Below are 22,582 nucleotides of genomic sequence, written 5' to 3'. Positions count from 1 at the left end.
TGGTCGGCAAGCGGAGAAGACGATGAATCAAGAGATCATGAATCTTTTCAGCCCGACGACCCCGGCTCAGGTCTTCGACCAGATCCGGATTTCGATCGCGAGCCCAGAGAAGATCCTGTCGTGGTCCTACGGCGAGATCAAGAAGCCGGAAACGATCAACTACCGGACGTTCAAGCCGGAACGTGACGGCCTGTTCTGCGCGCGCATTTTCGGGCCGATCAAGGATTACGAGTGCTTGTGCGGCAAGTACAAGCGGATGAAGTACAAGGGCATCATCTGCGAGAAGTGCTCGGTCGAGGTGACGCTGTCCCGCGTCCGGCGCGAGCGGATGGGCCACATCGAGCTTGCGGCTCCCGTGGCGCACATCTGGTTCCTGAAGTCGCTGCCGAGCCGTATCGGCCTTCTGCTCGACATGACGCTGAAGGATCTCGAGCGGATTCTGTACTTCGAATACTACGTCGTGCTCGAGCCGGGCCTGACCGCGCTGAAGGACCGTCAGCTGCTCTCGGAAGAGGAGTATCTGCGGGCGCAGGACGAGTACGGCCAGGACAACTTCACCGCCAAGATCGGCGCGGAAGCGATCCGCGACATGCTGGCCGGTCTTGACCTCGAGAAGCTCGAGGCGGACCTGCGCGCGGAGATGAACGCGACCGACAGCGACATCAAGCGCAAGAAGCTCGCCAAGCGCATGAAGATCGTCGAGGCCTTCCGCATTTCCGGCAACAAGCCGGAATGGATGGTGCTGACGGTCGTGCCGGTGATCCCGCCGGATCTGCGTCCGCTGGTGCCGCTCGACGGCGGCCGCTTCGCGACGTCGGACCTGAACGACCTGTATCGCCGCGTCATCAACCGCAACAATCGCTTGAAGCGGCTGATGGAGCTGCGCGCGCCGGACATCATCATCCGTAACGAAAAGCGCATGCTGCAGGAAGCGGTCGACGCGCTGTTCGACAACGGCCGCCGCGGCCGCGTCATCACCGGCGCCAACAAGCGTCCGCTGAAGTCGCTCGCCGACATGCTGAAGGGCAAGCAGGGCCGGTTCCGGCAGAACCTGCTCGGCAAGCGCGTCGACTACTCCGGCCGGTCTGTGATCGTGGTCGGCCCCGAGCTGAAGCTGCACCAGTGCGGCCTGCCGAAGAAGATGGCGCTCGAGCTGTTCAAGCCGTTCATCTATTCGCGGCTCGACGCCAAGGGCCTTTCGACAACCGTCAAGCAGGCGAAGAAGCTCGTCGAGAAGGAGCGTCCCGAGGTCTGGGATATCCTTGACGAGGTCATTCGCGAGCATCCGGTGCTGTTGAACCGTGCGCCGACGCTGCATCGCCTCGGCATTCAGGCCTTCGAGCCGGTGCTGATCGAGGGCAAGGCGATCCAGCTGCATCCGCTGGTCTGCGCCGCATTCAACGCCGACTTCGACGGCGACCAGATGGCCGTGCACGTCCCGCTGTCGCTGGAAGCGCAGCTGGAAGCGCGCGTGCTGATGATGTCGACCAACAACATCCTGCACCCGGCGAATGGTCAGCCGATCATCGTGCCGTCGCAGGACATCGTGCTTGGTCTTTACTATGTGACGCTGCTGCGTGAGGGGCTGCCGGGCGAGGGCAAGGCGTTCGGCGACATGTCCGAGCTCGAGCACGCGCTGCACTCGAAGGTCATCCACCTGCACACCAAGATCAAGTACCGGTGGGACGGCCTCGATGAGGACGGCAAGCCGGTCCGCAAGTGGTACGACACTACTGCGGGGCGGGTGATGCTCGGCCAGCTGCTGCCGAAGTCGCCGAAGGTGACCTACGACGCGGTCAACAAGCTGATGACCAAGCGCGAGATCTCCGGCCTGATCGATCTCGTCTATCGCCACTGTGGCCAGAAGGACACCGTGATCTTCTGCGACCGCATCATGGCGCTCGGCTTCTACAACGCGTTCAAGGCGGGCATTTCGTTCGGCAAGGACGACATGGTCGTTCCGCACTCGAAGTGGAAGATCGTCGACGAGACCCGCACTTACGCCAAGGAGTTCGAGCAGCAGTACAACGACGGCCTGATCACTCAGGGCGAGAAGTACAACAAGGTGGTCGACGCTTGGTCGAAGGCGACCGAAAAGATCGCCGAGGAGATGATGAAGGAGATCTCCGCCGTCAAGAAGAACCCGAAGGGCGGCGAGGCGCAGGTCAACTCGATCTACATGATGGCACATTCCGGTGCGCGCGGCTCGCCGGCGCAGATGCGTCAGCTTGCCGGCATGCGCGGCCTGATGGCCAAGCCGTCGGGTGAGATCATCGAGACGCCGATCATCTCGAACTTCAAGGAAGGCCTCACCGTGCTCGAGTACTTCAACTCGACCCACGGCGCGCGCAAGGGCCTTGCCGACACGGCGCTCAAGACTGCCAACTCCGGTTACCTGACGCGGCGTCTGGTCGACGTGGCGCAGGACTGCATCATCACATCCGATGACTGCGGAACCGACCATGGCATCAAGATGCGCGCGATCATCGACGCGGGTACCGTGGTGGCCTCGCTGGCGTCGCGTATTCTCGGCCGGACCACCGCCGAGGACCTGAAGGATGCGACCTCCGGCGACGTGATCGTCAAGAAGGGCACGTTGCTCGAAGAGCAGCACCTGGATGCGATCCAGCAGGCCGGCATCCAGGAGGTGAAGATCCGTTCGGTCTTGACCTGCGAACTGGAGAACGGCGTGTGCGGCAAGTGCTACGGGCGCGATCTCGCTCGCGGTACGCCGGTCAACCACGGCGAGGCGGTCGGTGTCATCGCTGCGCAGTCGATCGGTGAGCCGGGCACCCAGCTCACCATGCGCACCTTCCACATCGGCGGTGCGGCGCAGATCAACGAGCAGTCGTTCGTCGAATCCAACTTCGACGGCAAGGTGCGGATCAAGAACAAGTCGATCGCCCGCAACTCGGACGGCGACCTGATCGCGATGGTCCGCAACATGGTGGTCGCGGTGGTCGACGCCGACGGCACCGAGCGCGCAACGCATCGCATCCAGTACGGCTCGCGCATGCGGGTCGACGAGGGCGACACGATCAAGCGCGGCCAGCGGATCGCGGAGTGGGATCCTTACACCCGCCCCGTGCTCACCGAAGTGGACGGCACCGTCGGCTTCGAGGACCTGGTCGAAGGTCAGTCGATGTCCGAGACGGTCGACGAGTCGACCGGCATCGCCAAGCGCGTCGTCACCGACTGGCGGTCGAGCCGCGGCGTTGACCTGCGTCCGGCAATCGTGATCAAGGGCAAGGATGGCAAGGTGCTGAAGGTGCCGCGTGGCGGTGACGCCCGCTACATGCTCGCGGTCGACGCGATCCTGTCGGTGGACGTCGGTGCAAAGGTGAAGGCGGGCGATGTGATCGCGCGTATCTCCACCGAAAGCGCCAAGACGCGCGACATCACCGGCGGTCTGCCGCGGGTGGCCGAACTGTTCGAGGCGCGCAAGCCGAAGGATGCGGCAATCATTGCCGAAATCGCCGGTACGGTGCGCTTTGGCCGCGATTACAAGAACAAGCGCCGCATCTCGATCGAGCCTGCCGACAAGAGCGAGGAGGCGCGTGAGTATCTGATCGCGAAGAGCAAGACCGTGCATCTGCAGGATGGCGACATCGTCGAGAAGGGCGACTTCATCGTCGAGGGCAATCCTGCGCCGCACGACATCCTTGCGATCCGCGGTATCGAGGAACTGGCAGCCTATCTGGTCAACGAGATCCAGGAGGTCTACCGGCTGCAAGGCGTGTTGATCAACGACAAGCACATCGAGGTGATCGTTCGCCAGATGCTGCAGAAAGTCGAGATCACCGAGCCGGGTGAAACCGATCTGATCCAGGGCGAGCAGATGGATCGCATCGAGTTCGAACACGTCAACGTCAGGGCAAGGGAAGAGGGCAAGAAGATCGCCTCCGCCGTGCCGGTGCTGCTCGGCATCACCAAGGCAAGCCTGCAGACGAAGTCGTTCATCTCGGCGGCATCGTTCCAGGAGACCACGCGCGTGCTCACCGAAGCCGCCGTCAACGGCAAGGCGGATGCGCTCGAGGGCCTGAAGGAGAACGTCATCGTCGGCCGGTTGATTCCGGCGGGCACCGGCGCCTCCATGACGAAGATCCGCGAAGTCGCCGCCAAGCGCGACAAGCTGATCCTCGACGAGCGCGAGAAGCAGGCGGCAGCAGCTGCTGCCATCGTGCCGGATGCGCCGCAGCCCGAACCGGTCGCTCTGCCGCCAGCGGAGTAGCCGCTCCTCCAATCGATCGATCGAAAGGCCGCCTTCGGGCGGCCTTTCTTTTGTCCGGCGATTGCCACCGCGGAACAAGCGCCGCCGGGTGCAGCTGGTTTTTCTTCGCGCGCAATCGCGTTTTTTGTTTAGCACCCCCGGTTTGTTCATCTTCCTTTCAGGTGAAAAACACTCTTCCTTACGAGGCTCGTGGCCGACTGCGCGCGGGCAAAGACGGCGTCGCGGTCGCGTCCGGGGAAGGGGCGAATGTTGGATCTGGCGATCGTTGGGGGAGGGCCGGGCGGCCTGATGACCGCCTGGTACTTGCGCAAGAAGCTTGGACCACTGTGCAAGGTGACCATCTTCGAGGCGACGGAACGCCTTGGCGGCAAGATCCTGTCAAAGACATTCGACAAGGCGCCGGCGCTGTACGAGGCCGGCGTCGCTGAAATCTACGATTACTCGATGCTCGGTCCGGACCCGCTACGGGACCTTGTCCAGCATCTCGGTCTGCAAACCATTCCGATCGATGCCGAGCAGGTGCAACTTGACGGCGAGTTGCTGGACGACTTGCGCGGCATGCGCCGCAAGTACGGAGACAAGACCGCAGACGCCATCGAGACGTTTCGAAAGCGCTGTACGCAGATGATGTCGCCTCAGGAATATTATGAGGGCGTTGGCGCACACGATAACGAGCACCCCTGGGCCTTCATCAATTGCGAAGAACTGCTCGACCGTGAAGTGAAGGATCCGATCGCCAAGCGATTCCTGAAGGTGATGGCGCGTTCCGACATCGCCACCGAAAGCCACAATACCAACGGGCTGAATGCGCTGAAGAACTTCGTGATGGATATCGACGGCTATATCGGCCTCTACTCCATCCAGAACGGCAACGAGCAGATCATCGAGCGCCTGCGTGAGGAGATCGACGCCGATGTCCAGTTCAATCATCGCGTGTTGAAGGTCGGCAAGAGCGAGAGCGGCCGCTATCAGCTCAACATGATGAACGGTAAAGGTCCGGAGACGCGCGACTTCGACCTCGTGGTGATGTGCTTGCCGCACAGCTGGCTCTCCACGGTGGGCTGGGACAACGAGCGACTGCGATCGTCGATGGTCAGACACGTGGCCTATTTCGACCGGCCGGCGCACTATTTGCGTGTGGCGCTGCTGTTCGATGAGCCGTTCTGGGGGGACAAGGTCGCCGGTGCATGGTGGATGTCAGAAGCTTTTGGCGGCTGCTGCGTCTACGTCGAGGGCGCGCGGCATAATGTCGGCCGCCACGGCGTGCTGAACTTCCTGATCGCGGGCTCCGACGCGCTGGCCTACGTCAACCTGGGTGACCAGCAATTGGTGGATGCAGCGATCAAGTCGCTGCCAGCCTCGTTCGGCGATGCGCGCGCGCACTTCTTGGAAGGCAAGGTCCATCGATGGCTGTCGTCGGTGAACGCGGTTCCGGGCGGATTTCCGGTGCGCGACGTTCTGACCAACCATCGGCCGGAGCCGAACGATCACGCTGGCCTCGTGCTGGTCGGTGACTACCTGTTCGACTCGACGCTGAACGGTCTGCTCGACTCCTCGGACGCGGCGACGGACCTCATCCTCACGGAGACGATCAAGCTGCGCTATGCCAAGGGGCAGGGTGCGCAGCCGGTGTCGGATAAGATCGACCGCGATTACTTCGACAATTACCGCGGGGTCGGCTCCTATAGTGATGTCTGGAGCCAGTTCACGGATCCCGATTATCTGATGAGCCTCATCAAGCTCACTTGGAACAGAGCGAAGGGGTACAAACTGCTGGTCGCAGGATCGGCGAGCGGTGAACTCGTCGGCGCGCTGCGTGAGCGCGGCGTCGATGCATGGGGTATCGAGCGCAATCGGGCGATCCATGCCCGTACGCGCAAGGACCTGAAAAAGTACAACGTGGCGGGATCGATCACCGATCTTCCGTTCGCGGACGGGGAGTTTGACTTCGTCTACGAGACGAGTCTCTGCCACCTCACCGACAGGCAGGCGGTCAAGGCAATCGGCGAATTCAACCGCGTGGTTCGCAGGGGGCTGGTTTTCGGTTCGGTGACCAGCGACCTTCCGGCCGCACTGATCGACAGATACAACCTGTTGCGTGGCGTGAAGAAGCTCGGCACGTGGTGGGAATGGTCGGAACTGTTCTTCTCCAACGGCTTCGATCTGTCGATGAACCGGCGCGACGTCACCGATGTGCTGTGGCAGGCGACACTCGCGGCGAATAAAGGCCCCGGGCACTGGTACGCCGACGCCGAGTCGCTGCGCTACTCGTTTTTCGACAAGACCTCCGACGATTGATTGCGGGCGGCGAACCGGCGGCTATTGAGCCGCTGCCGTGGTCCGTGTCATCCTGCAATCAACTTCCATCGGTAGTCCTGTTGCATGGCGTCGCCGCCACAATCTCCGTCCGACGCGAACGCGGCCCCCGACGACCAGGCGGCGCAGGCTGCATCCCTTGAGTCCGATGACAAAGACGGACCGCAGGACAATCCGGCTGCTTTGGCAAAAGTTGCGAATGTCGGGACCAACTCCCCGGCCGCCGTGATCGATGACGAAGACGACGAGGATTTGCTCGTATTTACCGCGCGCGAGGCGGCCGGCGCATTCTCGACAGTTTACCGGTTCACGCGGCCGTTTCTGAAGAATTACAAGAAGGGGCTTGCGATCGTCGGCTTCGGCCTTCTGGTCGAGACGCTCTTCAACGTCATCATGCCGTTGAGCCTGAAGTTTCTGATCGACGATGCGTTGAATGAAGAGGATCTGCAGACCCTCTACCGTATCCTGATCGTGCTTGCGGTTGCGGGCGTCTTCACCTCCATCGTCGCCATCTGGTATGAACTATGGGATGCGCGTACGGCCTCCGGCGTCATCTCAGATGTCCGTGCCAGACTGTTCGACCATGTGCAGAACCTGCCGTCGGCATTCTTTGCAAAGACCCGGCGCGGCGAAGTTCTGGCGCGCTTCTCCGTGGACATGGCCGCCTACGAAGGTTCGGTGAAGCACTTCGCCAACGGCGCGCTGCTGCCGCTCATGGAACTGATCGCAGGCATCGGGTTGATGCTTTATCTGAACTGGCAGCTTGCCGTGGTGGCTCTCCTGATCTTCCCGATCACGCTGATCGGCCCGCGCATTCTGACGCCCAAGGCCGTGCAGGCCAACTACGAGCAGAAGGTCAACGAGTCGGCCATTCTCGGCGTCGTGCAGGAGACCGTCGCCGCGCAAGCCGTGGTGAAGGCGTTCAGCCTGCAGCGTCGTGCACTCGGCTGGTTTTCGTTGCGCAACCATGCCGCGCGGTTCAGCATGATCCGCGCCACGTTTCTCTCGACCATGGTCGAGCGCACGGTGACGATCGCGGTACTGCTGTTGCACCTCGTCGTGCTGGCGATCGGCGCCTACCTCGCAACGACGGGTCAGATTTCCATCGGCACGTTCGTCACGTTCGAAAGCGCCTTTTGGGAGATCTCCTACAACATCGCTCACCTGATGCACTTCATTCCGGTCGCAATTCAGGCTGCGGCGGCGACGCGGCACATGCAGGAATTGCTCGACGAACGGGCGACGGGGGCAGACCGTCCCGCCGCGCCGGTTATGCCGCGTATCACCAACGACATCACCTTCGATCACGTGAGCTTCGCTTACGAAGGCGCGGAAAAGCCGGTGATCGAAGAACTGTCGTTGAAAATTCCGGTCGGCCGCAGCATTGCCGTGGTAGGGCCGAGCGGTTCGGGCAAGAGCACGCTGCTCAACCTGATTTTGCGGCTCTACACGCCGACCAGCGGCCGCGTGACCATTGATGGCGTCGACATCCGGCGGGTCACGCGGGATTCGCTTCGCTCCAGCATGGCTGTCGTGTTCCAGGAGAACATGCTGTTCAACATGTCGTTGCGCGAGAACATTCGCCTCGGCAAGGAGGGCGCCACCGACGAGGAGGTGGAGGAGGCCGCACGCAACGCCGAGATCCACAACTTCATTATGAGCCTGCCGGAAGGCTACGACACGATCGTCGGCGAGCGCGGCGAGACGCTTTCCGGCGGACAGCGCCAACGCATCGCCATTGCCCGCGCGATCGCCCGCAATCCGTCGGTGCTGCTGCTCGACGAGGCGACCTCGGCGCTCGACCAGACCACCGAGGCTGCGATCAATCGCACGTTGCTGAAACTCGCGAAGGGCCGGACGATGATCTTTTCCACCCACCGCCTGACGTCGGTGGTCGAAATGGACGAAATTATTGTCCTGGCCGGCGGCCGCGTGGTTGAGCGCGGCTCGCATGACCAGCTTTTGGCGGACGGCGGAGCGTACGCGAAGCTTTGGGAAGACCAGTTGCATCGGGCTCCTGAGCCCACCGATCAGGATGTCGATGACGAAGACGCGGATGATGATGACGACTAAATTACCCGGGTAGTATTGACTGCTATATTTTATCCGGCTAAAAATGCGGGTCGGAGGTCGTCATGCCAGATATCGATCCAGCGTCCTGTACTGCCTTTGCGGGTAATTCCCGAATCGCGGCCGGCTCACTCGCCGACGTTGCGCTTGCTGTGAAGGCAGTGGTCGATCGAGGCGATCAGTCGCCGGTGCTGATTTTTGACGACGCGACGTCACAGCAGATCGAGGTCGATCTGCGTGGAACTCCGCAGGACGTTGCTGCCCGCCTGGCAGGGCGCCCCCCGGCTTCCGTGGCTTCCACAGGGCAGCCACGCCGGGCAGGGCGGCCGAAGCTCGGCGTTGTCGGACGAGAAGTGACGCTCCTGCCGCGCCATTGGGATTGGCTTGCAGAACAGCCAGGAGGGGCGTCAGTCGCCCTTCGCCGGTTGATTGATGCGGAGAGAAAATCAAGTGAATTCAATAATTTGGGACGAAAAGCTCAGGAGGTGACTTACCGCTTCATGCACGCTGTCGCTGGCAATTTTTCGCATTTCGAGGAGGCCTCGCGCGCGCTGTTTGCCGGCGATCGGGAGACCTTTGTGCGGCTTACGGAAGCCTGGCCCGTGGACGTACGTGACCATGCGCGTTGGTTGATGACCGGTGGTGCGGCGGCGCGCGACGCAACTGGCAACGGATGAAGAACTTCCGCGAGCAGATTCGCCGTACGTCAGAAGTGCTTGTTTGACGCTGGTTTTACCTTGACTTGCCGACTCGCGATGGTTAGAAACCGCGCACTTTACGACAGGCGGTGAGCTTCCAAGACGTCGGAACGGATCACCCCCTTCGCCATTGTGGTGAACAGATCATCGTCGTGATCAGATCATTCTTGGCGAGGAGCGGGCACCAACCTCGACCAATGTCGCTCAGACGCTGTTGATCAAAGCCAGGCAATGCCAGGACGATCTTCGGTCTCTTGAGAGAAACTCCTGAGATCGATTTCGAGTGCATGATCTTGATGGGCCATCAACGGCTTGTTGAGGTCCTCTGTGGCGACGAACGCTTTCCGCTCGGGTGACGAGTGGTTGGCGTTGTTTCGTTTTGCGCATCGAAGCGAGTTTCGGCCCGTGAGGGCATGTGGATTTGCGAGGCCCAGTCGGGCTTCGCGCGAATGAAGGATGAAGGCTGCCAATGCCGACGATCAACCAGCTGATCGCAAATCCGCGCGTCGTTCAGAAGTCGCGCAAGAAGGTGCCGGCGCTGAAACAGTCGCCGCAGAAGCGCGGCGTCTGTACGCGCGTCTATACGACCACGCCGAAGAAGCCGAACTCGGCGCTTCGCAAGGTTGCCAAGGTGCGCCTGACCACCGGCTTTGAGGTCATTGGTTACATCCCCGGCGAGGGCCATAACCTGCAGGAGCACTCGGTCGTCATGATCCGTGGCGGCCGCGTGAAGGACCTTCCGGGCGTGCGCTACCACATCCTGCGCGGCGTTCTCGATACGCAGGGCGTCAAGAACCGCAAACAGCGCCGTTCGAAGTACGGCGCCAAGCGTCCGAAGTAAGCGGGAGGGGATCCATGTCGCGCCGTCACGCCGCAGAAAAACGCGAAGTGCTTCCCGATCCGAAGTTCGGGAACATCGTCATCACCAAATTCATGAACTCCGTGATGCATCACGGCAAGAAGTCGGTCGCCGAAGGCATCGTCTACGGCGCGCTCGGCATCATCGAGAACAAGACCAAGCAGAACCCGCTCGGCGTGTTCGAGCAGGCGCTCGACAATGTCATGCCGTCGATCGAAGTGCGCTCCCGCCGCGTCGGCGGTGCGACCTACCAGGTGCCGGTCGAAGTGCGCTCGAGCCGCCGTCAGGCGCTGGGCATTCGCTGGATCATCTCGGCGGCGCGCGGTCGCAACGAGAAGACCATGACCGAGCGACTTTCTGCAGAGTTGCTGGATGCGTCGAACAATCGTGGAAACGCCGTCAAGAAGCGTGAAGACGTGCACAAGATGGCGGAAGCCAACCGCGCGTTCTCGCATTATCGCTGGTAACGGCGAAACGAACGGACACGAAGGACAGTCTCATGCCCCGTCAACATGCCATCGAGAATTATCGAAACTTCGGCATCATGGCGCATATCGACGCCGGTAAGACCACGACGACCGAGCGCATCCTTTATTACACCGGCAAGAGCCACAAGATCGGCGAGGTGCACGAAGGCGCCGCGACGATGGACTGGATGGAGCAGGAGCAGGAGCGCGGCATCACCATTACGTCGGCTGCGACGACCGCGTTCTGGAACGGCAAGCGGCTGAACATCATCGACACCCCCGGCCACGTCGACTTCACCATCGAAGTCGAGCGCTCGTTGCGTGTGCTCGACGGCGCGGTGTGCGTGCTCGATTCGAACCAGGGCGTCGAGCCGCAGACGGAGACCGTCTGGCGCCAGGGCGATAAGTACCGCGTGCCGCGCATCGTCTTCGCCAACAAGATGGATAAGACCGGCGCCGACTTCTACAAGTGTCTCGACGATATCGTCGACCGCCTGGGCGCGAAGCCTGTCGCGATCCAGCTGCCGATTGGTTCGGAAAGCAACTTCAAGGGCATCATCGATCTGGTGCGCATGAAGGCTGTCGTCTGGGAAGACGAAGGTCTCGGCGCAAAGTTCCATGACGAGGACATCCCGGCCGACCTCGCCGACAAGGCGAAGGAGTATCGCGAGAAGATGGTGGAAGCCGCCGTCGAGCTCGATGACGACGCGATGGCCGCCTACCTCGACGGCAAGGAGCCGGACGAGTCGACGCTGAAGCGCTTGCTCCGCAAGGCCGTACTTACCGGCGCGTTCTATCCCGTGCTCTGCGGCTCGGCATTCAAGAACAAGGGCGTGCAGCCGCTGCTCGACGCCGTCGTCGACTATCTGCCGTCGCCGATCGACGTGCCTGCGATCAAGGGCGTTGACGAGGCGGGCAACGAGGTCGTCCGCAGCGCCGACGACAAAGAGCCGATGGCGCTGCTCGCATTCAAGATCATGGACGATCCGTTCGTCGGCACCATCACGTTCTGCCGCATCTATTCCGGCACGCTGCAGTCGGGGACCGGTGTCATCAATTCGACGCGTGAGCGCAAAGAGCGTATCGGCCGCATGCTGCTGATGCATGCGAACAACCGGGAAGACATCAAGGAGGCTTATGCGGGCGATATCGTCGCGCTGGCTGGTTTGAAGGAAGCGCGCACCGGCGACACGCTGTGCGACGCTGCAAAGCCCGTGATTCTGGAAAAGATGGAGTTTCCGGATCCGGTCATCGAGATCGCGATCGAGCCGAAGTCGAAGGCCGACCAGGAGAAGCTCGGTGTCGCGCTGGCGAAGCTTGCAGCCGAGGATCCGTCATTCCGCGTGTCGACCGATCAGGAGTCCGGTCAGACGATCCTGAAGGGAATGGGCGAGCTGCATCTCGACATCAAGGTCGATATCCTGCGGCGCACCTACAAGGTTGACGCCAACATCGGTGCGCCGCAGGTGGCGTTCCGGGAACGCATCACCAAGCGCGCGGACGTCGATTACACGCACAAGAAGCAGACCGGCGGTACCGGTCAGTTCGCGGCCGTGTCGCTCATCGTCGAGCCGAACGAGCCCGGCAAGGGCTATGAGTTCGAATCCAAGATCGTGGGCGGCGCGGTACCGAAGGAGTACATCCCGGGCGTCGAAAAGGGCATCGAGAGCGTGCTGGGCGCAGGTGTGGTCGCCGGCTTCCCGGTGGTCGATGTCAAGGTGCAGCTCGTGGACGGCAAGTACCACGACGTCGACTCGTCGGCGCTGGCCTTCGAAATCGCATCGCGTGCGGCATTCCGGGAGGCGTTGCAGAAGGGCAAGTCGATCCTGCTCGAGCCGATCATGAAGGTCGAGGTGGTGACGCCGGAAGACTACACCGGTTCGGTGATCGGCGACCTGAACTCGCGACGCGGCCAGATTCAAGGCCAGGACATGCGCGGCAACGCCAACGTCATCAACGCGATGGTGCCGCTGATGAACATGTTCGGTTACGTGAACAACCTGCGCTCGATGAGCCAGGGCCGCGCGACCTTCACGATGCAGTTCGATCACTACGCAGAAGCGCCGGCCAACGTGTCGGCAGAAGTCCAGAAGAAGTTCGCTTAAAGCTGTCTTTGACGAGAAGTCGAAGCCTGAACGGAGAGTGTCATGGCCAAAGAGAAGTTTGAACGTAACAAGCCCCACTGCAACATCGGCACCATCGGTCACGTCGACCATGGCAAGACGTCGTTGACGGCGGCGATCACCAAGGTGCTCGCTGAGACGGGTGGCGCGACGTTCACGGCATACGACCAGATCGACAAGGCGCCGGAAGAGAAGGCGCGCGGCATCACGATCTCGACCGCTCACGTCGAGTACGAGACCAAGAACCGTCACTACGCGCACGTCGACTGCCCAGGCCATGCCGACTACGTGAAGAACATGATCACCGGCGCTGCCCAGATGGATGGCGCGATCCTTGTCGTGTCGGCTGCCGACGGCCCGATGCCGCAGACCCGTGAGCACATCCTGCTCGCCCGCCAGGTCGGCGTGCCGGCGATCGTCGTGTTCCTCAACAAGTGCGACATGGTCGATGATCCGGAGCTGCTCGAGCTCGTCGAGCTCGAGGTCCGTGAGCTGCTGTCGAAGTACAACTTCCCCGGCGACAAGATCCCGATCATCAAGGGCTCGGCACTTGCCGCGCTCGAGAACAAGGATCCGAAGCTCGGCCACGACGCCGTTCTCGAGCTGATGAAGGCGGTCGACGAGTACATCCCGCAGCCGGAGCGTCCGATCGACCAGCCGTTCCTGATGCCGGTGGAAGACGTGTTCTCGATCTCGGGCCGAGGCACCGTGGTGACCGGTCGCGTCGAGCGCGGCATCATCAAGGTCGGCGAGGAAATCGAGATCGTCGGCCTGAAGCCGACGCAGAAGACGACCGTCACCGGCGTCGAGATGTTCCGCAAGCTGCTCGATCAGGGACAGGCGGGCGACAACATCGGCGCGCTGCTGCGCGGCACCAAGCGCGAGGAAGTCGAGCGCGGCCAGGTGCTCTGCAAGCCCGGCTCGGTCAAGCCGCACACGAAGTTCAAGGCCGAGGCCTACATCCTCACCAAGGAAGAGGGTGGCCGCCACACGCCGTTCTTCACCAACTACCGTCCGCAGTTCTATTTCCGCACCACCGACGTGACCGGTGTGGTGCACCTGCCGCAGGGCACGGAAATGGTTATGCCGGGCGACAACATCGCAATGGAAGTGCACCTGATCGTGCCGATCGCGATGGAAGAGAAGCTGCGCTTCGCGATCCGCGAGGGCGGCCGCACGGTCGGCGCCGGCGTCGTCGCCAGCATCATCGAGTAAGCGGCGAACAAGGAGTAGTGAATAGCGGGTGGTGTGAATTCCATTCGCTGTTCGCAATTCGCCACTCGCGATGTCCGCGACCAAGTGGTGACGATCTGAGAAAGAGACAACGGCAATGAACGGCCAGAATATCCGCATCCGTCTCAAGGCGTTCGACCATCGTATCCTCGATACGTCGACCCGTGAGATCGTGAACACGGCGAAACGGACTGGCGCGCAGGTGCGTGGACCCATCCCGTTGCCGACGCGCATCGAGAAGTTCACCGTTAACCGTTCGCCGCACGTCGACAAGAAGAGCCGCGAACAGTTCGAGATGCGCACGCACAAGCGTCTGCTCGACATCGTCGATCCGACGCCGCAGACCGTGGACGCGCTCATGAAGCTCGACCTCGCCGCGGGCGTCGACGTCGAGATCAAGCTCTAGCGCACGGCCTTGCTGCCGCGCGCAACTGATTAAAGGTAATCACGTCCTTTGGGACAGAACGGACAGGAAGCACGAAGATGCGTTCCGGTGTGATCGCACAGAAGGTGGGAATGACGCGGGTGTTCACGGACGCCGGCGAGCATATCCCTGTGACTGTGTTGAAGTTGAGCAATTGCCAGGTCCTGGCCCACCGCACGAAGGACAAGAACGGCTACGTCGCGCTGCAGCTCGGTTCGGGCTCGCGCCGCGCTGTGTATATGCCGAAGGCGGAGCGCGGCCAGTTCGCCGTCGCCAAGGTCGAACCCAAGCGCGAGGTGGCGGAGTTTCGCGTGAGCGAGGACGCGATCCTTCCCGTGGGCGCCGAGATCACCGCCGACCATTTCGTCGCGGGCCAGTTCGTCGATGTGACCGGCACTTCGATCGGTAAGGGTTTTGCCGGCGGCATGAAGCGCTGGAACTTCGGCGGCTTGCGCGCGACGCACGGCGTCTCGGTATCGCACCGTTCGATCGGTTCGACCGGTGGCCGCCAGGATCCCGGCAAAACGTTCAAGAACAAGAAGATGCCCGGTCATATGGGCGTCGATCGCATCACCACGCTCAATCTTCGGGTCGTGCAGACCGACGTGGAACGCGGCCTCGTGCTCGTTGAGGGCGCGGTGCCCGGCTCCAAGGGTGGCTGGATCATGGTGCGCGATGCGGTGAAGAAGCCGCTGCCGAAGGAAGCGCCGAAGCCCGGCAAATTCCGCGTCGCCGGTGGCGAAGCGGCGGCTGCCGAAGCGCCGGCCGAGAACGAGAAGGAGGGGGCGTGACATGGAACTGAAAGTCACAACCCTTGAAGGCAAGGAGTCGGGTTCGGTGCAGCTGCCGGACGCGATCTTCGGTCTGGAGCCGCGCAAGGACATCATCCAGCGCTGCATCCAGTGGCAGCTCAACAAGCGACAGGCCGGCACGCACAAGACCAAGGGTCGTGCGGAGATCTGGCGCACGGGCAAGAAGATGTACCGGCAGAAGGGCACCGGCGGCGCTCGTCACGGCTCGGCACGCGTGCCGCAGTTCCGCGGCGGTGGTCGTGCATTCGGTCCGGTCGTGCGCAGCCATGCGACCGACCTGCCGAAGAAAGTCCGTGCCCTTGCGCTCAAGCACGCCTTGTCGGCGCGCGCGAAGGATGGCGGCCTGATCGTGCTCGACAGTGCGCAGCTCGCCGGCGCCAAGACGAAGGCACTTGCCGCACAGTTCTCGGGCCTCGGCCTGACCAATGCGTTGATCATCGATGGCGCCCAGGTCGACACCGGTTTCGCCAATGCCGCGCGCAACATCCCGAACGTCGATGTGCTGCCGGTGCAGGGCATCAACGTCTACGATATCGTGCGCCGTCAGAAGCTCGTGCTGACCAAGGCTGCGGTCGAAGCGCTGGAGGCGCGTTTCAAATGAGCATCGACCCGCGTTACTACGACATCATCGTCGCGCCGGTGATCACCGAAAAGGCGACGGTTGCCTCCGAGCACAACAAGGTTGTGTTCAAGGTCGCGCGCACCGCGACCAAGCCGCAGATCAAGGAAGCGGTCGAGAAGCTCTTCGACGTGAAGGTGAAGAGCGTGAACACGCTGAACCGTCCCGGCAAGATGAAGGTCTTCCGTGGCCGCTTCGGCATGCAGCAAGATTCGAAGCGTGCGATCGTGACCCTCGAAGAAGGTCACCGGATCGACGTGACGACCGGGCTGTAAGGGCGGATTAGTCAGATGGCACTGAGAACTTACAACCCGAAGACGCCTGGCACGCGCCAGCTCGTGCTCGTGGATCGATCGGCCCTTTACAAGGGCAAGCCTGTCAAGGCTCTGACCGAGGGCTTGAACCAGAGCGGTGGCCGCAACGCCACCGGTCGCATCACTGTGCGGTTCCGCGGCGGCGGCCATAAGCAGTCGTACCGCACGATCGACTTCAAGCGCGCAAAACGCGACGTGCCGGCGACCGTCGAGCGGATCGAATACGATCCGAACCGCACGTCGTTCATCGCGCTGATCAAGTACAAGGACGGCGAGCTCGCCTATATCCTTGCGCCGCAGCGCCTGGCCGTCGGCGACACCGTGATTGCCGGCAGCCACGCCGACGTGAAGCCGGGCAATGCGATGCCGCTCGGCAACATGCCGGTCGGCACCATTGTCCACAACGTCGAACTGAAGATCGGTAAGGGCGGTCAGCTTGCGCGATCGGCCGGTACCTACGCGCAGATCGTCGGTCGTGATCAGGAGTACGTCATCCTCCGCCTGAACTCCGGCGAGCAGCGTCTGGTACACGGCCGCTGCACCGGCACTATCGGCGCGGTGTCGAACCCCGATCACATGAACATCTCGATCGGCAAGGCCGGCCGCAATCGCTGGCTCGGCAAGAAGCCGCATAACCGCGGCGTCGCGATGAACCCGATCGACCACCCGCACGGCGGCGGCGAGGGACGCACCTCAGGCGGACGCCATCCGGTGACCCCGTGGGGCAAGCCGACCAAGGGCAAGAAGACTCGCGTCAACAAGTCGACCACGAAATTCATTCTGCTCAGCCGCCACAAGCGGAAGAAGAAGTAAGGGATAGCGACGCCATGGTTCGCTCGGTATGGAAGGGCCCGTTTGTCGAGGCCTCGATTTTGAAGAAGGCGGACGCCGCGCGCGCGTCGGGCCGGCATGACGTGATCAAGATCTGGAGTCGGCGCTCGACGATCTTACCGCAGTTCGTCGGTCTGACCTTCGGCGTCTACAACGGCCAGAAGCATGTGCCGGTTTCGGTGAACGAGGAAATGGTCGGTCACAAGTTCGGCGAGTTCTCGCCGACCAGGACCTTCCACGGTCACTCCGGCGACAAGAAGGCCAAGAAGGCGTGACGCCGGCTATTGAGTTTTGTGAGCCTGAAGAAACAAGCAGGCTTGAGGATTGAGGCTATGAGCAAAGAGAAACGAGCGAGAGCCCTTGCCGACAACGAGGCGAAGGCCATTGCCAAGATGCTGCGCATCAGCCCGCAGAAGCTGAATCTCGTCGCCGGGCTGATCCGCGGCAAGAAGGTGTCGTCTGCGCTCGCCGACCTGCAGTTCTCGCGCAAGCGGGTCGCGGTCGACGTGAAGAAGTGCCTGGAGTCGGCGATCGCCAATGCCGAGAACAACCATGACCTCGATGTCGACGATCTGGTCGTCGCCGAGGCCTTCGTCGGCAAGGCGATCGTCATGAAGCGTTTTCATGCCCGTGGCCGTGGCCGTGCGGGCGGAATCTTGAAGCCATTCTCGAACCTGACGATCGTCGTTCGTCAGGTCGAGGCGAGCGCATAACGGGCGCGGGAGAGAACGATGGGTCAGAAGATCAATCCGATCGGGCTGCGTCTCGGCATCAACCGGACCTGGGATTCGCGCTGGTTCGCCGGCAAGAGCGAGTACGGCAAGCTGCTGCATGAGGACGTGGAAATCCGCAAGATCCTGATGAAGGAGCTGAAGCAGGCTGCTGTCGCCCGCATCGTGATCGAGCGGCCGCACAAGAAGTGTCGCGTGACGATCCACTCGGCGCGTCCCGGTGTCGTGATCGGCAAGAAGGGCGCCGACATCGACAAGCTGCGCAAGCGGGTGGCCGACATCACTGCGTCCGATGTGGTCATCAACATCGTCGAGATCCGCAAGCCGGAACTCGACGCGACGCTGGTCGCCGAATCGATCGCCCAGCAGCTCGAGCGCCGCGTGGCGTTCCGCCGGGCGATGAAGCGGGCGGTGCAGTCGGCGATGCGTCTCGGCGCCGAAGGCATCCGGATCAACTGCTCGGGCCGTCTCGGCGGCGCCGAAATCGCTCGCATGGAGTGGTATCGCGAAGGCCGCGTGCCGCTGCATACGCTTCGCGCCGACGTCGACTACGGCGTTGCGACGGCGTTTACGACCTTCGGCACCTGCGGCGTCAAGGTGTGGATCTTCAAGGGCGAGATTCTCGAGCATGATCCGATGGCGCAGGACAAGCGCATGGCCGAAGGCGATAGCGGTCGTCCGCGTCGCGACGCGGCATAAGGAATTGAAGGCTTAACAACCATGCTGCAACCCAAGCGCACCAAATTCCGCAAGGCCCACAAGGGCCGGATTCACGGCGTCGCCTCTTCGGGCGCGACGCTGTCGTTCGGTCAGTTCGGGTTGAAGGCGATGGAGCCGGATCGTGTCACAGCGCGCCAGATCGAGGCAGCCCGCCGCGCACTGACGCGCCACATGAAGCGCGCCGGACGCGTCTGGATCCGCGTGTTCCCGGACGTGCCGGTATCGAAGAAGCCCGCCGAAGTGCGGATGGGCTCGGGCAAGGGCACCCCGGAATTGTGGGTCGCGCGTGTCAAGCCGGGCCGCATCCTGTTCGAGATCGACGGCGTGACGAACCAGACCGCGCGTGAGGCGCTGGATCTGGCCGCCGCCAAGCTTCCGATCAAGACGCGCTTCGTCGCGCGTATCGCGGAGTGAGTGAGATGGCCGAATTGAAGGTCGAGGATATCCGGCGGATGACCGCCGACCAGATGGATGACGAGATCCTGAAGCTGAAGAAGGAGCGTTTCAACCTCCGCTTCCAGCGCGCAACGGGTCAGCTCGAGAATACTTCGCGCATGCGCGAGGCGCGTCGTGACATCGCACGAATCAAGACAATCGCCCGGCAGAAGCGCCAGGCCGACAGCAAGAAGGCTTAAGGGGTTCAGATGCCGAAGCGAACTCTTCAAGGCGTCGTGGTCAGCGACAAGCAGAACAAGACGGTCGTGGTGCGCGTCGATCGCCGATTCACGCACCCGATCTACAAGAAGACGATCCGCCGTTCGAAGAACTTTCACGCGCACGACGAGAACAACGAGTACGCGCCGGGCGACGTGGTGTGGATCCAGGAAAGCAAGCCGATTTCGAAGCTCAAGCGCTGGGTCGTGACCCAGGGCGAGAAGAAGACAACCGCCTGAGCGCATTTTGCGCTTCAAGGCTTAGATGAAAGAGGACGAGGTGCATCAATGATTCAGATGCAGACCAACCTCGACGTGGCCGATAATTCCGGCGCGCGCCGTGTCATGTGCATCAAGGTGCTGGGCGGCTCGAAGCGTAAATACGCCAGCGTCGGTGATGTGATTGTCGTGTCGGTCAAGGAAGCGATTCCGCGCGGGCGCGTGAAGAAGGGCGACGTGATGAAAGCCGTCATCGTTCGTGTGGCGAAGGACATTCGCCGCGCCGACGGCTCCGTCATCCGCTTCGACCGCAATGCGGCCGTGCTGATCAACAATCAGGCGGAGCCGGTCGGCACCCGCATCTTCGGGCCGGTGCCGCGCGAGTTGCGCGCCAAGAACCACATGAAGATCATTTCGCTTGCGCCGGAGGTGCTGTGATGGCTGCCAAGATCCGGAAGGGCGACAGGGTGATGGTGCTGAGCGGCCGTGAGAAGGGCCGCACGGGTGAAGTGTTTGAAGTGCGCCCCACGGAGAACCGCGCGCTCGTTCGCGGCATCAACATGGTCAAGCGCCACCAGAAGCAGACGGCCCAGCAGGAGGGCGGCATCATCTCGAAAGAGGCGCCGATCCACCTGTCGAACCTCGCTTACGTTGGCAAGGACGGCAAGCCGACCCGCGTCGGCTTCAAGATTCAGGCGGACGGCACCAAGGTGCGCGTCGCCAAGCGCTCAGGAGCCGAGATCGATGGCTGAGACCGCATATATTCCGCGGCTGCGCACGCAGTTCGACAAGGAAATCCGGACCAAGCTCACCGAGCAGTTCGGTTACGAGAACCCCATGCAGGTGCCGACCCTGGAAAAGGTCGTGCTCAACATGGGCGTCGGCGAAGCCGTCAATGACCGCAAGAAGGTCGAGCTCGCCTCCGCCGATCTTGCGCTGATCGCCGGCCAGAAAGCGATCGTGACCCATTCGCGCAAGGCGATCGCCACCTTCAAGCTGCGCGAGGGACAGGCGATCGGCTGCAAGGTCACGCTGCGCAAGGCGCGTATGTACGAGTTCATCGACCGTCTGGTGAACATCGCGCTGCCGCGCGTCCGCGATTTCCGCGGCCTCAATCCGAAGAGCTTCGACGGTCGCGGCAACTATTCGCTCGGCCTGAAAGAGCACATCGTGTTCCCGGAGATCGACTTCGAGAAGTCGGGCGAGACCTGGGGCATGGACATCACGGTCTGCACGACGGCGTCTGACGACGAGCAGGCGCGGGCGCTGCTGACCGCATTCAATTTCCCGTTCCGGCAGTGAAAGCTGACTGACGCTTTCAAACGCGGAACCTCTGGAGAGACGCATGGCGAAGAAGAGTTCGATCGAGAAGAACAACCGGCGGCAGAAGATGGCCAAGCTGGCCCAGGCCAAACGCGCCAGGCTGAAGGCGATCATCGCCGACAAGAAGAAGCCGATGGAAGAGCGGTTCGCGGCGACGCTCAAGCTCGCGGCCTTGCCGCGCAATTCGTCGCCGACCCGTATCCGCAACCGTTGCGAGCTGACGGGACGTCCGCGCTCGGTCTATCGTAAGACCAAGCTCAGCCGTATCGCGATGCGCGAACTGGGCTCGAAGGGGCTTGTTCCGGGCCTCGTGAAGTCGAGCTGGTGAGGGAGGATCGAGCATGAGCACACACGATCCCATCAGCGATCTGATCACCCGCATCCGCAATGCGCAGATGCGTAACAAGTCCAAGATCTCGACGCCCGGCTCGCGCATGCGCGCCAACGTCCTCGAAGTGCTGAAGTCGGAAGGCTACATCCGCGGTTACGCCACCGTAGAGCATGCCGGCGGACGCAGCGAGATCGAGATCGAACTGAAGTATTCCGACGGCGAGCCGGTAATCCGCGAGATCGACCGGGTTTCGAAGCCGGGCCGGCGGGTCTACGTGTCGGCAAAGAACCTGCCGCGCGTAAACAACGGCCTCGGCATCTCGGTGCTGTCGACGCCGAAGGGAATCATGGCTGACCACGACGCTCGCGAAGCGAATGTGGGCGGCGAAGTTCTCTTCACGGTGTTCTAAAGGAACGCGCCATGTCCCGTGTAGGCAAAAGACCGATTACCATCCCGACCGGCGTTACTGCCAACGTCGAAGGGCAGACCGTGAAGGTGAAGGGGCCGAAGGGCCAGCTTCAATTCGTGGTTCACGATGACGTCGCGGTGAAGTTCGACAAGGGCGAGATCACCGTCGATCCGCGCTTCGAGACCAAGCGCTCACGCTCGCTGTACGGCACCTCGCGCGCGTCGATCGCCAACCTGGTCGAGGGTGTGACCAAGGGTTTCGAGAAGAAGCTCGAGATCACCGGCGTCGGCTATCGCGCGGCAGTGCAGGGCAAGAACCTGCAGCTCTCGCTCGGCTACAGCCACGATGTGAACTATCCGATCCCGGAAGGGATCGCCATCACGACGCCGAAGCCGACCGAGATCCTCGTCGTCGGCACCGACATCCAGCGGGTCGGCCAGGTCGCAGCCGAGATCCGCGACTACCGTCCGCCGGAGCCCTACAAGGGCAAGGGTGTGAAGTACGCCGACGAGTTCATCTTCCGCAAGGAAGGCAAGAAGAAATGACGACGGCTACGTTGTTCGAGTTGTTGCTGCCGGGCGAACTGCTCGTCCGTCGCGAGGACGGATCGCTGTTGCGGACCATGACGGTCAGCGACATCCACGTCGCCCGCGAGCTGGGTCCGGTGAATGTGCGCAAGCTGATGCGCAAGCTCACCGTGGTGAAGCCAGTCAAGAAGAGGTAACTGGTAATGTCGAAGATGAAGATCACGAACGCGCGGCGCAAAGTTCGTGTACGGAACTCGATCAAGCGAGCCGCGGGCGGTCGTCTGCGCCTGTCGGTGTTCCGCTCGTCGAAGCACATCTACGCGCAGGTCATCGACGACGCGAAGGGCGAGACGCTCGCTGCCGCCTCGTCGATGGAAAAGGCGTTGCGCGAGTCCGGTAAGACCGGCGCGAACATCGAGGCTGCGGCGGCGGTCGGCAAGCTCGTGGCCGAACGTGCAGTGAAGGGCGGGGTGAAGGAAGTGGTCTTCGACCGCGGCCAGTATCTCTACCATGGACGCGTCAAGGCGCTCGCCGATGCGGCGCGCGAAGGCGGACTGAGTTTCTAACGGCGGCGGCGGTTTTTCGAAAAGCGGCTAACGTTTTTCGGTCGGATCGCATCCCATAGATAAAGATGATGAAGGGTTCGAGGGCAGCGGCTCTCGTGAACAGATC

At 62.2% G+C, this 22,582-nt stretch carries 27 protein-coding genes; all 27 read left to right on the top strand.

Features of this window, described 5'->3' with window-relative positions:
- Nucleotides 1-22: 22 nt before the first annotated feature.
- The 27 genes from rpoC to rplR all read left to right on the top strand — a co-directional run bounded on the left by rpoC (nt 23) and on the right by rplR (nt 22,476).
- The gene (gene rpoC, locus RCO31_RS01980; protein ID WP_308966510.1) at nt 23-4,231 is read left to right on the top strand and encodes a DNA-directed RNA polymerase subunit beta'; all 4,209 of its coding nucleotides are present in this window, start codon (nt 23-25) and stop codon (nt 4,229-4,231) included.
- Nucleotides 4,232-4,477: 246 nt separating this feature from the next.
- Complete coding sequence (locus RCO31_RS01975; protein WP_308966509.1) at nt 4,478-6,529, top strand: FAD-dependent oxidoreductase; 2,052 nt, start codon at nt 4,478-4,480, stop codon at nt 6,527-6,529.
- Between the two features lie 84 nt (nt 6,530-6,613).
- Nucleotides 6,614-8,620 (top strand): ABC transporter ATP-binding protein, encoded by a 2,007-nt coding sequence (locus RCO31_RS01970; protein ID WP_308966508.1) that lies wholly within the window; start codon nt 6,614-6,616, stop codon nt 8,618-8,620.
- 62 nt (nt 8,621-8,682) lie between these two features.
- Entirely contained in the window at nt 8,683-9,294 is a 612-nt protein-coding gene (locus tag RCO31_RS01965; RefSeq protein WP_308966507.1) for a DUF2239 family protein, read from the top strand.
- A gap of 490 nt (nt 9,295-9,784) precedes the next feature.
- Entirely contained in the window at nt 9,785-10,156 is a 372-nt protein-coding gene (gene rpsL, locus RCO31_RS01960) for a 30S ribosomal protein S12 (RefSeq protein WP_034471708.1), read from the top strand.
- 14 nt (nt 10,157-10,170) lie between these two features.
- Nucleotides 10,171-10,641, top strand: a complete 471-nt coding sequence (gene rpsG, locus RCO31_RS01955; protein WP_308966506.1) for a 30S ribosomal protein S7 — start codon at nt 10,171-10,173, stop codon at nt 10,639-10,641.
- Nucleotides 10,642-10,673: 32 nt separating this feature from the next.
- Nucleotides 10,674-12,746 carry an elongation factor G gene (gene fusA / locus RCO31_RS01950; protein ID WP_308966505.1) on the top strand — a complete coding sequence of 691 codons (2,073 nt, stop codon included), beginning with the start codon at nt 10,674-10,676 and terminating at the stop codon, nt 12,744-12,746.
- A gap of 42 nt (nt 12,747-12,788) precedes the next feature.
- Nucleotides 12,789-13,979: an elongation factor Tu gene (gene tuf / locus RCO31_RS01945; RefSeq protein WP_308966504.1), complete on the top strand. Its 1,191-nt coding sequence runs from the start codon at nt 12,789-12,791 to the stop codon at nt 13,977-13,979.
- Nucleotides 13,980-14,094: 115 nt separating this feature from the next.
- The gene (gene rpsJ / locus RCO31_RS01940; RefSeq protein ID WP_002712302.1) at nt 14,095-14,403 is read left to right on the top strand and encodes a 30S ribosomal protein S10; all 309 of its coding nucleotides are present in this window, start codon (nt 14,095-14,097) and stop codon (nt 14,401-14,403) included.
- Nucleotides 14,404-14,480: 77 nt separating this feature from the next.
- A complete protein-coding gene (gene rplC, locus RCO31_RS01935; protein ID WP_308966503.1) occupies nt 14,481-15,212 on the top strand; it encodes a 50S ribosomal protein L3 in 732 nt (243 codons plus the stop codon).
- Nucleotide 15,213: 1 nt separating this feature from the next.
- Complete coding sequence (gene rplD / locus RCO31_RS01930; RefSeq protein ID WP_308966502.1) at nt 15,214-15,834, top strand: 50S ribosomal protein L4; 621 nt, start codon at nt 15,214-15,216, stop codon at nt 15,832-15,834.
- Nucleotides 15,831-16,127: a 50S ribosomal protein L23 gene (locus tag RCO31_RS01925; RefSeq protein WP_034471692.1), complete on the top strand. Its 297-nt coding sequence runs from the start codon at nt 15,831-15,833 to the stop codon at nt 16,125-16,127. Before rplD ends, RCO31_RS01925 begins: the two co-directional genes overlap by 4 nt.
- 15 nt (nt 16,128-16,142) lie before the next feature.
- Complete coding sequence (gene rplB / locus RCO31_RS01920; protein ID WP_308966501.1) at nt 16,143-16,979, top strand: 50S ribosomal protein L2; 837 nt, start codon at nt 16,143-16,145, stop codon at nt 16,977-16,979.
- A gap of 14 nt (nt 16,980-16,993) precedes the next feature.
- Complete coding sequence (gene rpsS, locus RCO31_RS01915; RefSeq protein WP_308966500.1) at nt 16,994-17,272, top strand: 30S ribosomal protein S19; 279 nt, start codon at nt 16,994-16,996, stop codon at nt 17,270-17,272.
- A 57-nt stretch (nt 17,273-17,329) separates the two neighbouring features.
- On the top strand, nt 17,330-17,710 hold the full coding sequence (gene rplV / locus RCO31_RS01910; RefSeq protein WP_308966499.1) for a 50S ribosomal protein L22: 381 nt from the start codon (nt 17,330-17,332) through the stop codon (nt 17,708-17,710).
- Between the two features lie 18 nt (nt 17,711-17,728).
- A complete protein-coding gene (gene rpsC / locus RCO31_RS01905; RefSeq protein ID WP_308966498.1) occupies nt 17,729-18,427 on the top strand; it encodes a 30S ribosomal protein S3 in 699 nt (232 codons plus the stop codon).
- A 21-nt stretch (nt 18,428-18,448) separates the two neighbouring features.
- Entirely contained in the window at nt 18,449-18,862 is a 414-nt protein-coding gene (rplP, locus tag RCO31_RS01900; protein ID WP_308966497.1) for a 50S ribosomal protein L16, read from the top strand.
- Nucleotides 18,863-18,867: 5 nt separating this feature from the next.
- Nucleotides 18,868-19,083: a 50S ribosomal protein L29 gene (gene rpmC / locus RCO31_RS01895; protein WP_308966496.1), complete on the top strand. Its 216-nt coding sequence runs from the start codon at nt 18,868-18,870 to the stop codon at nt 19,081-19,083.
- A 9-nt stretch (nt 19,084-19,092) separates the two neighbouring features.
- Nucleotides 19,093-19,341 (top strand): 30S ribosomal protein S17, encoded by a 249-nt coding sequence (rpsQ, locus tag RCO31_RS01890; protein ID WP_308966495.1) that lies wholly within the window; start codon nt 19,093-19,095, stop codon nt 19,339-19,341.
- Nucleotides 19,342-19,389: 48 nt separating this feature from the next.
- Nucleotides 19,390-19,758: a 50S ribosomal protein L14 gene (gene rplN, locus RCO31_RS01885; protein ID WP_308966494.1), complete on the top strand. Its 369-nt coding sequence runs from the start codon at nt 19,390-19,392 to the stop codon at nt 19,756-19,758.
- Complete coding sequence (rplX, locus tag RCO31_RS01880) at nt 19,758-20,072, top strand: 50S ribosomal protein L24 (RefSeq protein WP_308966492.1); 315 nt, start codon at nt 19,758-19,760, stop codon at nt 20,070-20,072. Before rplN ends, rplX begins: the two co-directional genes overlap by 1 nt.
- Nucleotides 20,065-20,622 (top strand): 50S ribosomal protein L5, encoded by a 558-nt coding sequence (gene rplE / locus RCO31_RS01875; RefSeq protein WP_308966491.1) that lies wholly within the window; start codon nt 20,065-20,067, stop codon nt 20,620-20,622. Before rplX ends, rplE begins: the two co-directional genes overlap by 8 nt.
- A gap of 43 nt (nt 20,623-20,665) precedes the next feature.
- Nucleotides 20,666-20,971 (top strand): 30S ribosomal protein S14, encoded by a 306-nt coding sequence (rpsN, locus tag RCO31_RS01870; protein WP_308966490.1) that lies wholly within the window; start codon nt 20,666-20,668, stop codon nt 20,969-20,971.
- Nucleotides 20,972-20,984: 13 nt separating this feature from the next.
- Complete coding sequence (gene rpsH / locus RCO31_RS01865; protein ID WP_308966489.1) at nt 20,985-21,383, top strand: 30S ribosomal protein S8; 399 nt, start codon at nt 20,985-20,987, stop codon at nt 21,381-21,383.
- 11 nt (nt 21,384-21,394) lie between these two features.
- Nucleotides 21,395-21,928: a 50S ribosomal protein L6 gene (rplF, locus tag RCO31_RS01860; RefSeq protein ID WP_308966488.1), complete on the top strand. Its 534-nt coding sequence runs from the start codon at nt 21,395-21,397 to the stop codon at nt 21,926-21,928.
- Nucleotides 21,925-22,107 carry a hypothetical protein gene (locus tag RCO31_RS01855; protein WP_308966487.1) on the top strand — a complete coding sequence of 61 codons (183 nt, stop codon included), beginning with the start codon at nt 21,925-21,927 and terminating at the stop codon, nt 22,105-22,107. The genes rplF and RCO31_RS01855 overlap by 4 nt, the downstream gene beginning before the upstream one ends.
- Before the next feature lie 6 nt (nt 22,108-22,113).
- The gene (rplR, locus tag RCO31_RS01850; RefSeq protein ID WP_308966486.1) at nt 22,114-22,476 is read left to right on the top strand and encodes a 50S ribosomal protein L18; all 363 of its coding nucleotides are present in this window, start codon (nt 22,114-22,116) and stop codon (nt 22,474-22,476) included.
- Nucleotides 22,477-22,582: the final 106 nt, after the last annotated feature.

The sequence above is a fragment of the Bradyrhizobium sp. LHD-71 genome (genome assembly GCF_031157255.1).
In the GTDB taxonomy this organism is placed as follows: domain Bacteria; phylum Pseudomonadota; class Alphaproteobacteria; order Rhizobiales; family Xanthobacteraceae; genus P52-10.
This window is presented reverse-complemented; position numbering and strand designations above follow the sequence as displayed.

Excerpts from the sequence above, each read along its gene's own strand:
- rpoC (WP_308966510.1), top strand. The coding sequence starts at position 23 with ATGAATCAAGAGATCATGAATCTTTTCAGCCCGACGACCCCGGCTCAG.
- RCO31_RS01975 (WP_308966509.1), top strand. The coding sequence starts at position 4,478 with ATGTTGGATCTGGCGATCGTTGGGGGAGGGCCGGGCGGCCTGATGACC.
- RCO31_RS01970 (WP_308966508.1), top strand. The coding sequence starts at position 6,614 with ATGGCGTCGCCGCCACAATCTCCGTCCGACGCGAACGCGGCCCCCGAC.
- RCO31_RS01965 (WP_308966507.1), top strand. The coding sequence starts at position 8,683 with ATGCCAGATATCGATCCAGCGTCCTGTACTGCCTTTGCGGGTAATTCC.
- rpsL (WP_034471708.1), top strand. The coding sequence starts at position 9,785 with ATGCCGACGATCAACCAGCTGATCGCAAATCCGCGCGTCGTTCAGAAG.
- rpsG (WP_308966506.1), top strand. The coding sequence starts at position 10,171 with ATGTCGCGCCGTCACGCCGCAGAAAAACGCGAAGTGCTTCCCGATCCG.
- fusA (WP_308966505.1), top strand. The coding sequence starts at position 10,674 with ATGCCCCGTCAACATGCCATCGAGAATTATCGAAACTTCGGCATCATG.
- tuf (WP_308966504.1), top strand. The coding sequence starts at position 12,789 with ATGGCCAAAGAGAAGTTTGAACGTAACAAGCCCCACTGCAACATCGGC.
- rpsJ (WP_002712302.1), top strand. The coding sequence starts at position 14,095 with ATGAACGGCCAGAATATCCGCATCCGTCTCAAGGCGTTCGACCATCGT.
- rplC (WP_308966503.1), top strand. The coding sequence starts at position 14,481 with ATGCGTTCCGGTGTGATCGCACAGAAGGTGGGAATGACGCGGGTGTTC.
- rplD (WP_308966502.1), top strand. The coding sequence starts at position 15,214 with ATGGAACTGAAAGTCACAACCCTTGAAGGCAAGGAGTCGGGTTCGGTG.
- RCO31_RS01925 (WP_034471692.1), top strand. The coding sequence starts at position 15,831 with ATGAGCATCGACCCGCGTTACTACGACATCATCGTCGCGCCGGTGATC.
- rplB (WP_308966501.1), top strand. The coding sequence starts at position 16,143 with ATGGCACTGAGAACTTACAACCCGAAGACGCCTGGCACGCGCCAGCTC.
- rpsS (WP_308966500.1), top strand. The coding sequence starts at position 16,994 with ATGGTTCGCTCGGTATGGAAGGGCCCGTTTGTCGAGGCCTCGATTTTG.
- rplV (WP_308966499.1), top strand. The coding sequence starts at position 17,330 with ATGAGCAAAGAGAAACGAGCGAGAGCCCTTGCCGACAACGAGGCGAAG.
- rpsC (WP_308966498.1), top strand. The coding sequence starts at position 17,729 with ATGGGTCAGAAGATCAATCCGATCGGGCTGCGTCTCGGCATCAACCGG.
- rplP (WP_308966497.1), top strand. The coding sequence starts at position 18,449 with ATGCTGCAACCCAAGCGCACCAAATTCCGCAAGGCCCACAAGGGCCGG.
- rpmC (WP_308966496.1), top strand. The coding sequence starts at position 18,868 with ATGGCCGAATTGAAGGTCGAGGATATCCGGCGGATGACCGCCGACCAG.
- rpsQ (WP_308966495.1), top strand. The coding sequence starts at position 19,093 with ATGCCGAAGCGAACTCTTCAAGGCGTCGTGGTCAGCGACAAGCAGAAC.
- rplN (WP_308966494.1), top strand. The coding sequence starts at position 19,390 with ATGATTCAGATGCAGACCAACCTCGACGTGGCCGATAATTCCGGCGCG.
- rplX (WP_308966492.1), top strand. The coding sequence starts at position 19,758 with ATGGCTGCCAAGATCCGGAAGGGCGACAGGGTGATGGTGCTGAGCGGC.
- rplE (WP_308966491.1), top strand. The coding sequence starts at position 20,065 with ATGGCTGAGACCGCATATATTCCGCGGCTGCGCACGCAGTTCGACAAG.
- rpsN (WP_308966490.1), top strand. The coding sequence starts at position 20,666 with ATGGCGAAGAAGAGTTCGATCGAGAAGAACAACCGGCGGCAGAAGATG.
- rpsH (WP_308966489.1), top strand. The coding sequence starts at position 20,985 with ATGAGCACACACGATCCCATCAGCGATCTGATCACCCGCATCCGCAAT.
- rplF (WP_308966488.1), top strand. The coding sequence starts at position 21,395 with ATGTCCCGTGTAGGCAAAAGACCGATTACCATCCCGACCGGCGTTACT.
- RCO31_RS01855 (WP_308966487.1), top strand. The coding sequence starts at position 21,925 with ATGACGACGGCTACGTTGTTCGAGTTGTTGCTGCCGGGCGAACTGCTC.
- rplR (WP_308966486.1), top strand. The coding sequence starts at position 22,114 with ATGTCGAAGATGAAGATCACGAACGCGCGGCGCAAAGTTCGTGTACGG.